Below are 13,001 nucleotides of genomic sequence, written 5' to 3' on the forward strand. Positions count from 1 at the left end.
GTGTCCTTACGTGTCCTTACGCGGCCAGTGAAAAAGGAACGGAGCGGGGGCCGAGGAGGCGTACAACTCGTCCACGGCGCGCACCTCGATGCGCGTGACCGCCTCCCCGGCCGGACGGATCAGCGCCGGAACGTAGTAGGCATGCCCACAGGTGCCCCCGAGGAAGCGGGTCCCTCCGCCGGGGAGGGACTGGTGGAGCACGTAGTGGCGCACGCCCCGGGAACGGGAGGCGGGCCAGGTCACCCGCAGGGCGGCGGTGCCGTCCGGGGCGACGGCCGACGCGGTCACGGCCGGGGTCCCCGGCCGGGCCGGCGCCGCCGGAGCCGCGTCGCGCACGGCGAGCCGGCCGAGGCGCCAGCGGACGCGGCTGCCGCGGAGGCGGATGCCGAGGGCGTCGATCGTGCCGCCGCGTCGGCCGTCTGTGCCGCCTATGCGGAGGACCGCAGTGGTCCAGCCCGGCCCGGGCTCCGGTATGGGCAGGTACGAGGTGTGTCCCGCCACTGTGACCGCGAGCTCGGCCCGGACGGGGGACGCGCCGGGGTCGGCGCGGTGCGTCAGTTCGATGACGGTCGCGGGGGAGAGGGGCAGCCGGGCGGTGAACAGCCCGACCGTGTCCGTGTCCGCGTCCACGAGGAGACTGCTGCCACCGCGCCAGGCGTCGGCGAAGTCGAAGCGGACGGACCGGTCGCGGCGGGCGGGGAGCCTGTCCTGGAGCCCCGGGTGCGACCAGGGGCGGTCGGAGACGCGCCGGCCTTCCTCCCACCAGCCCAGGCCATGGCCGGTGTTGAAGGTGGTGGCGAAGGGGAGGGCGGTGAGCGTGGAACGGCCGGCGACGACGGCGGCGGGGGCGCGCCACGTGCCGTCCGACTCCAGCCAGAACCGGTCGTCGCGGGCGTGGAAGGCGGCGGGGTCGTCCCTCGGCGCGCTCTTCCACGTCCACTCCGGGCGGTAGAAGCCGTACGAGGTGACGTGCGGGGCGCCGTCGGGCGGGGCGATGGCGTCCCAGTCGACCGGGGTGTCCCGGCCGCGCGCCTCCACGTCGACGCCCGCCCACAGCTCGTAGCGGTCGCGGCCCAGGCGCTCGGCGAGTTCGCCGGAGGAACGCAGCCCCGAACGCGTCCAGTTGAAGTTAACGAACATCGAGTCGGCGGCGCGGAAGAAGGCGGCGTTGCGGTCGTCGAGCTCGTTCCGCCAGTCGATGTCGCCGGTGGTGGTCATGGCGTCGTACCAGGTGACGCGGAGGCCGTGGGGCCGCCCCCGCGCCTTCAGGTACGCGATGAAGTCCCGCATGTCCGTGCCGAGTCCGCGGTCGCCGCCGCCGGTCTCGGCGTTGACGAACCAGCCGTCGAAGCGGTGCGTGCGTGCGACGCGGACGAGCTGGTCGGCGAGCGGGAACCGGCCGTCCCGCGCTCTGCGGACGAGGTCCCGCGTCCACTCCAGACGCCCGCCGTAGGCGGTGGGCGGCAGGAAGACGGTGCCGAGGACGGGGACGCCGTTGCGGTGCGCGGCGTCCACGACGGGCGCGCTCGGCGCGACGACCAGCCCCTCGCCGGAGGACCCGCCCCAGAAGACGAGCTCGTCCAGATACGCCCAGTGCGTGAACGCGTACGAGTCCGCGGTGGGCGCCCCCTGGGAGGGGTTGCCGGAGGTGGGCGCGAAGGAGACGAGGGCGCTGATCTGGGCCTGGCGGAGGCCTGCCGGGAAGCGGTTCGCGAGGGGGACGGTGGAGGTGTTGAACGGGAGGTCCGCGTCGTCCTCCGGTCTCCACCGGGCGAGACTGCGCCAGGTGACGCCGGGCGGGGGAGCCCCTGGGGGGAGGGAGTCGGGGAACCAGTAGGGGGTGTGGGGTGGGAGGGCGCACGGGGTGTGGGCGTGGGCGGGTGCCAGGGGGCCGGTGACGGCGGCGGCTGTGGCGGTGAGGAGGATGTGGCGGCGGGTCGGGTTCATGGTGCGGCTCCTTTGGTGGTGGGTTTTTTGCCCCTGGCCCGCCCTTTCACCGTTTCTTCCGGGGAGACCCCGGACCCCATTCGCCCTTCGGGCGAAGTCCTCAAACGCCGGACGGGCTAAATAGCCCGTCCGGCGCTTGAGGACGAGCGGCGGAGCCGCGATACGGGGTCCGGGGCGGAGCCCCGAAGCGGGGTGCAGGGGGCGCAGCCCCCGCCCCACCGCGGCGCAGCCGCGGTGTCGGGCCCCGGGGCTTGCCCCGGAAGAAACGGTGAATCCCGAAGCTCGTAAGTGGGGGTTCTGAGGCTAACGCCTGGTCGTGGCATGCAAAAGACCCCGCCGAGCCGGAGTTGGCTGGGCGGGGCTGGTGGCCTTGCTGGGGTCTACCGGTCGTGCTCGGGGTGCTGCCGGGCCGGGACGTCGTCGGCGCCGGGGCGGTGGTTGCGGGGGTCGGGCGCGCAGGTCGGGCAGGCGTAGATGCCGGGGGCCGAGGCACTGGACCGTTCCTGGCACCCCACTTCTACGGGCGCGACGGTCGTTTCACCGCAGGCGTTGCAGCGGACGGCGGGACTGACGGCCGGGGCGTCCAGCGGGATGTAGTCGGCGATGTTCACGCGGAGTCCCCCGTCCGGCGGGCGCGCTCGTACTGCTCGAACTGATCGCCCTTGTACCGGTGGGGGTAGTCGTAGCCGCGTTCGGCCCACGCGGTGGCAAACCAGTGGTCGCGCTGCTCCGGAGTGCGCCCCCAAACCTCGGGCGACCGGAAGATCTCTCGGGCTTCCGCGCTGCTCGGAGTGCGCCACGGCTTCCGCCAGACGGAGATGCCCAGGGTGACGGGGACGAGCTCCGGGGCGGGTTCGGGCGTCGTCGGGGCGGTGGTGCGGTGCTCGCCGTGGGCGGGCAGCAGCAGCCGCAGGGCCCATCGGAGTACACGGAGGATACGATCACGCATACGTCGTTCAGCTCCTATGCAAGCTGGGTGGCGAAGCCCCGATGAACCGGTCCTAAGCGGTTTGTCGGGGCGCTTTCGTTTTCGACGGTAGACCCTTCCGGTATAGGTCCGTCTAGCCCTGTTCAACCCTGTCTAGATCTGTGGGGTGTATGGCCTGTTGTCTACGCTTCATCTATGGCAGCGCGCGAGATCGATCACCGGGCACCAAAGCCCCCGTACCAGCAGATCGCTGCTGATCTGAAGAAGCGGATCAGCAAGGGCGAATTGGAGCCGGGGAAGCCAGTCCCCTCCGAGAAAGAGCTTGTTGAGCTGTACGGCGTCGCGCGCAACACGGTCCGGTCGGCGCTCACGCTGCTCCGGGCTGACGGGCTGGTCTACACGGTGCCCGGTCGCGGCACCTACGTCGCCGACCGGAGCGCGCCCGCCGCCGATGAGTGACCCATCGCTCCGACTAAGGTGATAACGGCCCCGGTCTGCTGACTGTCGTCACCATCGGGCGCCGACTGGTGATGGTGGTTTCTGAGTACAGGCCGGGGCCGCCCTCCTAGCCGAGCAGGTGCCGATACCTGGTGTTGCTCCGGTGCGCGGCTTGTTCGCCGAGCTTTGCTGTCCAGCGTCGGCATGTGACGCCCACGAAGGTCTCTACCGCTTTCGGGTCCGCGTTCTGCCAACTGGTGAACCTGCCAAGCCACGCCAACGCGTCGGCAGGGTCCTGACCGCATTCCATGAGCCGTACGGACGTGCTCGCCGGGTCCACCCACGCGGGTCCGGTCGCGGGCATGGCCCAGTCCACGACATAGGCAACGCCGTCGTGGTTGTTGATCAGGATGTTGTGCGGGTTCGTGTCCGTGTGGAGCAAGGCGGTTCCGTTCAGGAACTCGGCTTCACCGGGCAGCAGGTATGACGTGAACCGGTCGGCGAGGGGCGGGGCGGGGAAGGCTGAACCACTGAACGTCTGCATGCGTTCTAGGGCGGATGTCACGGCTGGCAGATCGCTCGTTCCGGGGCCGAGGTCGGCGTGTCGGCCATCGATGAACGTGAAGGCGAGGCAGGACCACCCGCCGGTCCGGAAGCGGTGGTGGACCGTAGGGCAGACATCCTGCACTGCGCCGTTGATACGGGTCTCGCAGTTGAGTGCTGCGATGGCTGCAACGTCAGCTTCACGAGCGCCCTTGAAGAACAGGCGTCCGCTGCGTTCCGTGGTCAGGACAAGGGCGGTGGCGCAGTTGAGCCCTTCGGCGACGATCTCCGATCCGGTTACCCGCCCCGCACGTTCCTCCACTGCGTTGCGCAGTTCGGCGGGGAGCTCTTCCCAGCCGACTCGTTCGATCACAGGTTCTCCCTTCAACGCTGGGAAGGGGCACCGCGTGACCGGCACCCCTTCCTGCTCTCGGCGTTACTACTGTGTCTCGCCGCACTTACGGCAGCGGGTGGCTCCGCTCCACTGCACCCAATCGTGGTCGCATTCGTCGTTGCTCAACGTGTGCCACATAGCGAACTCCCTTTGTGTTGAGTTCTGTTGCACTTGCTGACCCGCCCGGCCATCTCCGCTTCACGGGGGCGTGCGACCGGGCGGGGGTCGTTCGCGTCCCGCCGAGGACCGGCTGTCACCCGGCGGGACGGAGTCGCGGTGCCCGTCCGGCCCTCCGGCGCATCGGAGGTTGCGGCCGGACGGGCTTGCCCGGTCCTCCGTGCATCGGAGGTTGCGTGACCGGGCGGGGTGCTCGCCGTTCCCATGGCCAAAGCCGGCGAGCGCCTGTCTCTCTGCGGAAAGGAGACACAGAGCGACAGGGGTCTAGGGGTCTAGAGGACGAGCGCAAGCAGCGTCACCAGGGCGACGACCCCGACGGCGACGAGGACCAGGGCGAGGATGAGCGGACCGGACCTCATCCCTGCTCCCCGTGGTCGCGTTTGCGGTGCTCGTTCAGCAACACCCTTGCGCATGCCGCGATTTCGGTCAGGCCGAGAAGTCGCGCCGCGCTGAGGACTGCAAGGATCTTGTAGCAGTCGTCGCAACTCAGGTCCCAGACGTACTGAACCTGCGGCTGCTGATCACTCGTTCCGGTGGTCACCACGCCCCCGGGTGCCGGGACCTGTGGTGCTTGACGTACGCGCCCGCGAACTTCTCCGCCGATGCCTGGTCGCCCCTCGCCCGCGCGGCTCGCCATGCGCTGTCGAGCCGGGTGCAGATCGCGCAGCCCTTGACCGGGGTCGGCATGGCCGGGGGTCCGCTGCTGTGCGGCAAGGGGATCACGGCGCGGCCCCCGTGGGGAGCCCGAGGCCCCGACGATCCGTCGAACTCGGCTCCATGAGCCGGTACTTCGGACACGTCCACTCTTCACCCGACTCCTCGCCCACGCCGCGCAACGTGACCTTGCCACCGTGGTCCTTGACGACGAGCCCCAACCGGTCCGTCTCGGCGTCCTTCAACAACTTGCCCCGCCTGTAAGTCACTTGTTCGAGCCTCCACGTGTCCCGACCATTCGGATCGGGCAACTCCCGTTGTGACACCAAGATTTGCTCCCGGCGCGCGCGGTCGCTAGACAGAAATCCATGACACGGCGACGGTCATAGGAGGAATCGAACGCATGCCTGAATCAAGTGAGGCCCCGGACCCGACGCGATCACTCCTCGCGTTCTTCGGCGCAGAGCTCACTCGGCTTCGCAATGAGGCAGGGTTGTCCCAACAGGAGGTAGCACGGCGGGCACTCAGCACACAGTCCATGATCAGTAAGGTGGAGAACGCTCAACGCGTGCCCTCCAAGGAGCTTGCTCACGCTCTGGATGAAGTGTTCAGCACTGGCGGGCACTTTCGGCGCCTCCATCCGTTGGTACTCACCTTTGCGTACCCCTCATGGTTTCTGCCCTTTGTTGAACTGGAACATGAGGCGACATCCATCCGGTCGTTTCAGGCCCAGATCATCCCCGGACTCCTTCAGACGGAGGGGTACGCAAGAGCGATGCTGGATGCCGTACGCGCAGTCAACCTAGAGGACCTGGTCGCGGCACGAATGTCCCGACAAGGCGTCTTCGAAAGGGAGACGCCGCCGGCGTGCTGGTTTGTCATGGACGAGCCAGTATTGCTGCGGCACATAGGAGGTCAGGGTGTGATGCGTGCGCAACTCCAACGCCTCTTGGACGCTGCGACGGATCCTCGGAACGTCGTGCAGGTCATCCCTCGGCGGGTCACCGCGCACCCGGGTCTAGCAGGCCCCTTCACCCTTCTAGGGTTCGACGACGGCGATGACGTCCTCTTCGTGGATGGTTTCTCCCAGGGGAGGTTGGCGCTCGAAGCGCGTGAAGTGACCGATGGGGCCCGAGCCTATGATCTTCTCCGGGCGGTGGCGCTGTCACCTGCGGACTCCGTTGTCTTGATTCACGAGCATTTGAAGGAGCTAGGCCCATGAACCCGAGCAGGCTGCCCGTCACGTGGCGCAAGAGCAGTTACAGCACTAACGGTGGGGACTGCGTAGAAGTGGGCATAGGTCCCGTGATCTCCACTCCTGTTCGCGACAGCAAGCGCCCCGATGGCCCCACGTTTGCGGTCTCGCCGTCCGCCTGGTCCGCGTTCGTGGCGACCGTCAAAGCCGGGGCGCACGCCCTGTAGCCTCGGGCTGTCACCAGTGGACCGGGGCGTCTCACTCTTGAACGCAACGAAGCCCCGCTAACCCAGGAGTATGGGCTAGCGGGGCTCGGTAGTGCGGGCACTCAGTCCCATATATCCGACTCGTCGTCCTCGGGATCTGGTGCAGTGATGGCGGTACGGGAACTCGGCGATAGCCCCAACTCGCGTATATAGCGGGAGAGTTGGGTTCGGTACTGTGCTGCAATGGTGGCCGCGCCGTTCTTCACCGTCCCTCGCTCGGCGGTCACCATCAACCCGCGCTCGGACAGGTCCCGCTCGGCCTGGTCGATACGGGCGACGCACACGCACAGATCCTTGACGGTCGCGTGGTCTACCTCGCCGATACCGGCCGTGACCTCCAGGACGGGGACGACGCGTCGCCACTCCTCCGAAGCCATGTCCCGGCACCGGGCGTTCGCCGCTTCGACGGCCGGATCCGGCGAGGACTTGAACACCTCGGACCAGTCCGGTTCCGTGAGGACTGCGCGCGGCACGATCACGCCTTCTTTGATCGCAGTCTTTGAGGGATTGCCCTCGCGGACCCGCTGAAATGCGGGTGTCGGCCGGTATCTGTCAGCCATGCAGCCTCCTCTTCATGCCATGGTCCTTTCGTTGGGGCCGCCAATAACGCCCACAGCCCCGGCGCGAGTTTCTTGCCTCCCTCTCGTGAAATCTCAGAGCGGATAGGGGGACGGGCCCTGGTCGGATCGGACTGTCACGACCGCTGCGGCTTGGCTCGCTCGGCAGCCCAACCACCAGGTTGGTGTTTTGCTGTCTCGCGGTTGTGGCACGACGTGCACAGCGGACGCAGACGCGACCATGCATCCGGATCAGAGACGCCACGAGCCAGCAGCGAACGCCGCGACTCCGGAAAATGGTCGGCAACGGTCGCTTGCTTACCGCACAGCACGCACCAGGGATGGGCGTACAGGAATCGCTTGCGGACCTTCGGCCACTGTTTCCCGTACGCGCCCGTTCCTGGTGTCTCCCGAAGTTTGGTTGCCTGTCGTTGGTGCGTCGGGCAGCGTCCGCCGGCTGTCAGTTCCGGGCAGCCGGGGACAGTGCAAGGGGTAGGGGGTTTCCTCGGCATGGGGGTTCCTGTCCAAAGCCGGGGGCTCATTGTGAACCCCCGGCTCTCTACGGCTACTTGGCTGCGTTCTGGATTCGGACGTGCGCAGCCTCAACAGGGAACGCGAACCCGATACGCATGGTGCCCCTGACCGCCACGCGGTCGCTGGTGAAGTGGACGGACTTGTCTACGTCCAGTCGTGTGCCGTCGCGGACGATGGTGAGCATGTCGTCCCGGCTGATGCCGTAGACCACATCGGCCGGGGCATACGGCGACACGAACACGGGGCGGCCGAGGATCTGCCGTCGCCCGTCGGCGGTCATGTCGGAGTTCAGCAGGCTTCGGTTCGAGTTCGCCTGGTCCTTCAGCTTGGCAAGCTCCAGCGCCGTTGCCGCGTCGGTCACCCATGCCGTGATGTTCCCGCCCGCAGCCTCGGACAGCGACAGGGCCTCTTCCAGCGGGTCGAGATCCTTGTAGGCGACGGGCGCTGTCACCTTCGATATCCCGGCGAGCGATGCGAGACCGGACGGGTTCGGCGCGGCAAGCGCGTTCAACAGGGCGTTGTCCACGCTGTTGGCTATCTGCCGGGCGATGGAACGGCCCACCTGCTCACCGGCGGACGGGGAACTGTCCTCGGCCATCTCGCGGCTGATGATGGTCAGTCCCGCAAACTTGGCCGGGGTCACTACGATTTCGTCGAACTTGACGTCAGACGGGGTAATTTCCGCGCCCTCGGCAACGGCTCCCACGGTGACGTCAGAGGCGAGCAGCGGGACCCGGTACCGCGTACTGCCCGTGTGGACGACGGTTCCGACCTGCATGGCGAGCGAGAGTTCCTTGACGGGCTTCTCGACCAACGCCCCGTACTCGTCGGGCAGGATGCTCTGCGCGCCGGTCGTGTTCGTGTAGATGCTCACGTGCTCTTCTATTCCTTTCGGGTGTGTCGGACCGTGTTAGCGGGTGCGTCCTCGAAGGGCGGTGTTCCAGTCGGGCGTGTCGTCGTCATCGTCGTCGTCATAGGTCCCGCGTCCGACCCCGACATCAGGCCATCGCATCCCCTGCGCCGCGAGATTGGGACGAGCCTTCAACAGCGCGTCAATGGCGGTCTTAATCTTTTCGCTGTCCACGTCTCCCGAGTCGTCCAGCAGATCGGCGACTTCATGCTTTCCCAAGTCGAAGAGATCAGAGGGCACCTCAAGCCGTTGCTTGACCTGATGCTCAATCTCCCGCGACAGCATCGCGTCAATGCGCTTCTGTGCCGCCTCCAAGCGGCTGTGCGCCTCTTCGAGCGCCGTACGGTCGTCATTGGGCGCAGACTGCCCGGGGTCGGCCACGGGGCTTTCAGCGGGCGGCGTGGCGGCTTCTCCGGTGGTCTGCTGTGGTGCGTCGTCAGTGCGGGCGTTCTCGGTGTTGTCCATGGCTAGTTGCCGCCCCGACCAACAGGTGTGCCGCGTGGGGGCGATGCTCCTCCCGATTGGCTTCGGATATCAAGAAATCCCCCTCCATGCGGAGAGGGATCTACTTACTGCGGGCGACGTTGGGGGGCCGTACGGCTTCAACCCCGTTCGGCGCGCCCCGAAGGGCGGGTTACTGATGGGCGGTACGGCCCCCGCGCGCTCCCCGGACCTCCGCAGACCACCCCGAGTAACGCAGGGCGCGTGATGCGCGAGGAACGCTGTTCCGAGACACGGGCACTCAGACCGCCGGATGCCCCCTCGGGGTGGGCGCGCGGTAACCCGGTCTCGGAAGTAGTAGGGAGCAGACCTTGCCCGCGCCCCCGGCGGGGCGGCAGCGGCTGGTCTTGCTTCCGGATGTAGTAGGGAGCAAGCCTTGCCCGTGCCGTTCAGCGAGCGGAGTGGAGCGGCTTCTCTCCCGGATGTAGTGGGGAGCAAACCTTGCCCGGGGCCCCGGCGGGCGGGGTCAGTCCCTCTCCCGGGTTTGGTGGGGAGCAGACCTTGCCCGAGGCCAGCCCCTGGCGGTCTGACGTTTGAGGGTGCTGGTTTGTTTTCTCTTAGGTTTTTTCTAGTGCATCAAAAAACATAGATAGAAACGTCAGTCCGCCAGGATCTTCCTGCTGTCCTGCCGACCGGCCGAGCCCTCGGTACGGAGCCTCAATCGGTCGTGTACGGGCGCGCGGAAGCCCGGACGACCAAAGGGGCATCCGAGGCTCCACGAAGGGCCTGATGCGCCGTCAAGCGGCTTGCGTGAGGCGCGTGCGGGCGCCCGGGGCGGGCAGGTGTTCGGGCTGGTTCTCCCGCTGGACGGCATCGGCGTTGCTCATGGCCTCTTCGATGGTGGGGTCAAGGTCACCCTTGACCGTGAAGTTCACGCGGCGTGTGTCGAGTCGGCGCCATCCGGCCCGGCTGCCCCGGCGGACCGTCAGCCGTGCCCCGGCCTCTATGAGCATCGTCCGGCGCCCGATGGTGTCGGCGTCCGTCCAGTCGTCGGCGTAGGTGCGGCCGGTGGGGATGACGATGCGCTGCGGCTCCGTCTTCTCGCGCGTCTCCAGTTCGGCGAGCCGTGCGTCAAGGGCGTCCGCCCTGCGCTGCCACTCGGCCTTGGCTGCCTTGGAGCGCTGCCGTCCCTTCTGTTCCTGGTGCTCGTGGAACTCTGCCGTGGTGGCGTCGATTTCGGGTTGGGGGTCGTAGCCGGGTATCTCGCGGGTGCGGGTGAACGGGACGGGGCCGACGAGCCGCAGGAACTCGGCGGTGACGTACTCGTCCACCCAGTCGGCGCGGATGGTGGACGGCTCCGGGCAAGGGGTCCCCTGGCTGTAGGAGTCGCACTCGTAGACGTTCTTGTGCCGCTTGAGATACATGCGGTGGCCGCACCCGGAACAGTGGATGACCCGCAGCAGCAAGGATGCGGAGTCCTTGCGTTCGGGGGCGCGTCGCTGCCCGCCGTCCTTGGGCGCCAACAGTGCGCCGATCTGGTCGAACTCCTCACGGGTCAGGACCGGCGTCGTGGTGATCATGACGGGGTTGCCCTCGGCGTCCCGGACGGGCTTGCCCTGGTGCATCTTCCATCCGAGCAGCGTTTCCCGCCGGAGCATGCGCGTGATGGTGGTCGCACGCCACTGCGCGGGGGTGGTGCGCTTCCTGCGGCGCCCGGTGGTGGCGGCCTGGTCGGCGTCATCGCCGTGCTTGAGCTTCCGCTTGAGCGCTGCCCAATGCTCGTTGGGGGACAGCACCCCCTCCGCGTTGAGGGTCTGCGCGATGATCTTGGGCGTCTTGCCCTCGATCAGCATCGAAACGATGCGCTTGATGACCTTGACGGCCTCGGGATCGGGGACGAGCGTCCAGCCGGACCCGCCGTGCTTCGCAGGCATGGGAGCGGGCATGTAGCCGTACGGGGCCTGACCGCCACCGCGCCACCGCAGGGGCATCGTGCGCATGGCTGCCTGTGCGCCGGTGACGCGTTCTTTGATGTTCTGGGCTTCGACCTGTGCCGCGAACGCGAGCATGACCATTTGCAGCTCGGCCATGGGGTCCATGGGGTTGCGGAAGTCGAAGATCAGACGGCCCCCGCCGACCCCTTCGGCGAACACAAGGATCTTGCGGTGAGCCTTGGCCCACTTCGCAAGCTCGTGCATATCCGCCATGGACCGGATAGCCCGGTCGAAGCGCCAGAACACCAGGGCGTCGAAGGTGTCGGGCAGGGACAGCCACATGCCGAGCTGCGGACGGTCGAACGGGCTGATCTTCGACGCCGACACGTCAAGGTCTACGGCTTCACGGAGGTCATCTCCGTCGCCGAAGTGGATGCCGAGAGCGGCAGCGGCAAGATCGGCCGCTTCGCGCTGCCGCTCCGGGCTCGTCGTCTCGTCGGTCCACACCGACAGACGGATGCAGCGGACCCCGCGCAGGGTCTCAGAGGAGAGGATCCCGGGGAGAGCATGGGTATTTTCCATGCCCTCTGTGGGGAGCGGACCTTGCCCAACCTCTATGACCTGCGACGATGCCGCCACGTGTGATCACTCCAGAACACCTAGTGTGATGCGCCAGAAATCAGAGGCGTAAGTGGCTAGGGTTTTCTCATGTCACCAGGGCCTCGTGCTGTTGAAATTGTGTTGTCCGCTGAGGAGTTCACGGAGCTGACGCGGTGGGCCGACGGGGCGGCAGGGGCGCGTCTGGCGGAACGGGCGCGGATTGTCCTGGCCTGCGCCGAGGGGCTGCCGACCGTGCGTGTGGCGGCGAAGCTCGGCGTGACGGCGGACACGGTCCGCAAGTGGCGAACACGGTTCGCTGAGCGGCGGATGGATGCTCTGACGGACGCGCCGCGGCCGGGCCGGCGCAAGGCGGGACTGGTCCTGACCGACGAGGAGCATGTCCAGCTGACGCGCTGGGCGAGGCGGGCGAAGACCGCGCAGTACCTCGCTCTGCGCGCGAAGATCGTGCTGCGGTGCGCGGAAGGCGGGACGAACAAGCAGGTCGCCGCCGAGCTGGGCATTGCCCATGCGACGGTGAACCGCTGGCGGTCCCGCTTCATCGCCCGCCGTCTGGACGGACTGGCGGACGAGCCGCGCGTGGGCCGTCCGCCGTCGATCCTGCTGGACCAGGTCGAGGACGTCCTCGTGGCGACGCTGGAGTCCACGCCCGGCCGGGACACGCACTGGTCGCGGGCCTCCATGGCGAAGCACTCGGGCCTGTCGAAGTCGACGGTCGGGCGGATCTGGAAGCGGTTCGATCTCAAGCCACACTTGCAGGACACCTTCAAGCTCTCCACCGACCCGCAGTTCGTCGCCAAGGTCGTCGACGTCGTCGGCCTGTACCACCACCCGCCCGAGAAGGCGGTAGTGCTGTGCGTGGACGAGAAGAGCCAGATCCAGGCTCTGGACCGTTCCCAGCCGGTCCTGCCGATGATGCCGGGGATGCCCGAGCGGCGTACCCACGACTACTTCCGGCACGGCATCACCAGCCTGTTCGCCGCCTTCAACATCGCCGACGGCACCGTCATATCGGAACTCCACCGCCGTCACCGGGCCATCGAGTTCAAGAAGTTCCTGGTCACGATCGACAAGGCAGTGCCGCGCGAACTCGATGTGCACCTGGTATGCGACAACTACGCCACCCACAACACCCCCGAGATCAGGACGTGGCTGGGCCGGCATCCCCGCTTCCACGTGCACTTCACCCCCACCGGTTCCTCCTGGCTCAACCAAGTGGAGCGGTGGTTCGGCCTGCTGACCGACAAACTCATCCGCCGCGGTGTCCACCGCTCTGTGAAGGCCCTGGAAGACGACATCAGGGCATGGATCGAGACGTGGAACGAGAACCCACGGCCCTTCACCTGGACCAAGACCGCCGACGAGATCCTCAACTCGCTCGCGGACTACCTCGCGAAGATCGCCCCGCCCGACACCAAGACTCCCTAGCCACTTACGCCTCTGATTTCTGGCGCATCACACTAGT

At 67.5% G+C, this 13,001-nt stretch carries 15 protein-coding genes; 4 read left to right on the forward strand and 11 right to left on the reverse strand.

The annotated features are described in order from the left end of the window. Positions 1-6 precede the first annotated feature (6 nt). The 3 genes from AB8735_RS31720 to AB8735_RS31730 all read right to left on the reverse strand — a co-directional run bounded on the left by AB8735_RS31720 (position 7) and on the right by AB8735_RS31730 (position 2,896). A complete protein-coding gene (locus tag AB8735_RS31720) occupies positions 7-1,947 on the reverse strand; it encodes an endo-beta-N-acetylglucosaminidase (RefSeq protein WP_372411065.1) in 1,941 nt (646 codons plus the stop codon). Between the two features lie 380 nt (positions 1,948-2,327). Next, positions 2,328-2,558 (reverse strand): hypothetical protein, encoded by a 231-nt coding sequence (locus AB8735_RS31725; protein ID WP_372411066.1) that lies wholly within the window; start codon positions 2,556-2,558, stop codon positions 2,328-2,330. Beyond that, entirely contained in the window at positions 2,555-2,896 is a 342-nt protein-coding gene (locus AB8735_RS31730; protein WP_372411068.1) for a hypothetical protein, read from the reverse strand. The genes AB8735_RS31725 and AB8735_RS31730 overlap by 4 nt, the downstream gene beginning before the upstream one ends. Before the next feature lie 174 nt (positions 2,897-3,070). Here AB8735_RS31730 and AB8735_RS31735 point away from each other — a divergent pair, with 174 nt between their 5' ends. Next, positions 3,071-3,334, forward strand: coding sequence for a GntR family transcriptional regulator (locus tag AB8735_RS31735; protein WP_372411070.1), 264 nt, complete (start codon positions 3,071-3,073; stop codon positions 3,332-3,334). Positions 3,335-3,440: 106 nt separating this feature from the next. Here the strand turns inward: AB8735_RS31735 and AB8735_RS31740 are convergent, their stop codons facing one another. From AB8735_RS31740 to AB8735_RS31755, 4 genes are all read right to left on the reverse strand, one after another. Beyond that, positions 3,441-4,229: a phosphotransferase gene (locus AB8735_RS31740; RefSeq protein WP_372411071.1), complete on the reverse strand. Its 789-nt coding sequence runs from the start codon at positions 4,227-4,229 to the stop codon at positions 3,441-3,443. Between the two features lie 553 nt (positions 4,230-4,782). Then, on the reverse strand, positions 4,783-4,968 hold the full coding sequence (locus AB8735_RS31745; RefSeq protein WP_372411073.1) for a hypothetical protein: 186 nt from the start codon (positions 4,966-4,968) through the stop codon (positions 4,783-4,785). Next, the gene (locus AB8735_RS31750) at positions 4,965-5,114 is read right to left on the reverse strand and encodes a hypothetical protein (RefSeq protein ID WP_372411074.1); all 150 of its coding nucleotides are present in this window, start codon (positions 5,112-5,114) and stop codon (positions 4,965-4,967) included. The genes AB8735_RS31745 and AB8735_RS31750 overlap by 4 nt, the downstream gene beginning before the upstream one ends. Positions 5,115-5,146: 32 nt before the next feature. Continuing rightward, positions 5,147-5,350 (reverse strand): hypothetical protein, encoded by a 204-nt coding sequence (locus tag AB8735_RS31755; protein WP_372411076.1) that lies wholly within the window; start codon positions 5,348-5,350, stop codon positions 5,147-5,149. A gap of 134 nt (positions 5,351-5,484) precedes the next feature. On the opposite strand from AB8735_RS31755, the gene AB8735_RS31760 reads away from it, so the two are divergent. Both AB8735_RS31760 and AB8735_RS31765 read left to right on the forward strand, forming a co-directional pair. Next, positions 5,485-6,303, forward strand: coding sequence for a helix-turn-helix domain-containing protein (locus AB8735_RS31760; protein WP_372411077.1), 819 nt, complete (start codon positions 5,485-5,487; stop codon positions 6,301-6,303). Continuing rightward, entirely contained in the window at positions 6,300-6,503 is a 204-nt protein-coding gene (locus AB8735_RS31765) for a DUF397 domain-containing protein (RefSeq protein ID WP_372411079.1), read from the forward strand. Before AB8735_RS31760 ends, AB8735_RS31765 begins: the two co-directional genes overlap by 4 nt. Before the next feature lie 101 nt (positions 6,504-6,604). Here the strand turns inward: AB8735_RS31765 and AB8735_RS31770 are convergent, their stop codons facing one another. The 4 genes from AB8735_RS31770 to AB8735_RS31785 all read right to left on the reverse strand — a co-directional run bounded on the left by AB8735_RS31770 (position 6,605) and on the right by AB8735_RS31785 (position 11,500). Continuing rightward, positions 6,605-7,102 carry a phage terminase small subunit P27 family gene (locus AB8735_RS31770; RefSeq protein ID WP_372411080.1) on the reverse strand — a complete coding sequence of 166 codons (498 nt, stop codon included), beginning with the start codon at positions 7,100-7,102 and terminating at the stop codon, positions 6,605-6,607. Between the two features lie 562 nt (positions 7,103-7,664). Beyond that, positions 7,665-8,507, reverse strand: a complete 843-nt coding sequence (locus tag AB8735_RS31775; protein WP_372411081.1) for a phage major capsid protein — start codon at positions 8,505-8,507, stop codon at positions 7,665-7,667. Between the two features lie 36 nt (positions 8,508-8,543). Continuing rightward, the gene (locus tag AB8735_RS31780) at positions 8,544-9,008 is read right to left on the reverse strand and encodes a hypothetical protein (protein ID WP_372411082.1); all 465 of its coding nucleotides are present in this window, start codon (positions 9,006-9,008) and stop codon (positions 8,544-8,546) included. 773 nt (positions 9,009-9,781) lie between these two features. Then, positions 9,782-11,500, reverse strand: coding sequence for a recombinase family protein (locus tag AB8735_RS31785; RefSeq protein ID WP_372411084.1), 1,719 nt, complete (start codon positions 11,498-11,500; stop codon positions 9,782-9,784). A 126-nt stretch (positions 11,501-11,626) separates the two neighbouring features. On the opposite strand from AB8735_RS31785, the gene AB8735_RS31790 reads away from it, so the two are divergent. After that, entirely contained in the window at positions 11,627-12,964 is a 1,338-nt protein-coding gene (locus AB8735_RS31790; RefSeq protein WP_372406756.1) for an IS630 family transposase, read from the forward strand. The last annotated feature ends 37 nt before the right edge of the window (positions 12,965-13,001 follow it).

Origin of the sequence: Streptomyces luteireticuli (assembly GCF_041519305.1) — a bacterium.
Lineage (GTDB): Bacteria > Actinomycetota > Actinomycetes > Streptomycetales > Streptomycetaceae > Streptomyces > Streptomyces luteireticuli.

What these genes read in the sequence shown, in the direction of transcription:
- AB8735_RS31720 (WP_372411065.1), bottom strand. Translation starts at nt 1,947, where the DNA reads ATGAACCCGACCCGCCGCCACATCCTCCTCACCGCCACAGCCGCCGCC.
- AB8735_RS31730 (WP_372411068.1), bottom strand. Translation starts at nt 2,896, where the DNA reads ATGCGTGATCGTATCCTCCGTGTACTCCGATGGGCCCTGCGGCTGCTG.
- AB8735_RS31735 (WP_372411070.1), top strand. Translation starts at nt 3,071, where the DNA reads ATGGCAGCGCGCGAGATCGATCACCGGGCACCAAAGCCCCCGTACCAG.
- AB8735_RS31750 (WP_372411074.1), bottom strand. Translation starts at nt 5,114, where the DNA reads ATGCCGACCCCGGTCAAGGGCTGCGCGATCTGCACCCGGCTCGACAGC.
- AB8735_RS31760 (WP_372411077.1), top strand. Translation starts at nt 5,485, where the DNA reads ATGCCTGAATCAAGTGAGGCCCCGGACCCGACGCGATCACTCCTCGCG.
- AB8735_RS31765 (WP_372411079.1), top strand. Translation starts at nt 6,300, where the DNA reads ATGAACCCGAGCAGGCTGCCCGTCACGTGGCGCAAGAGCAGTTACAGC.
- AB8735_RS31770 (WP_372411080.1), bottom strand. Translation starts at nt 7,102, where the DNA reads ATGGCTGACAGATACCGGCCGACACCCGCATTTCAGCGGGTCCGCGAG.
- AB8735_RS31780 (WP_372411082.1), bottom strand. Translation starts at nt 9,008, where the DNA reads ATGGACAACACCGAGAACGCCCGCACTGACGACGCACCACAGCAGACC.
- AB8735_RS31785 (WP_372411084.1), bottom strand. Translation starts at nt 11,500, where the DNA reads ATGGAAAATACCCATGCTCTCCCCGGGATCCTCTCCTCTGAGACCCTG.
- AB8735_RS31790 (WP_372406756.1), top strand. Translation starts at nt 11,627, where the DNA reads ATGTCACCAGGGCCTCGTGCTGTTGAAATTGTGTTGTCCGCTGAGGAG.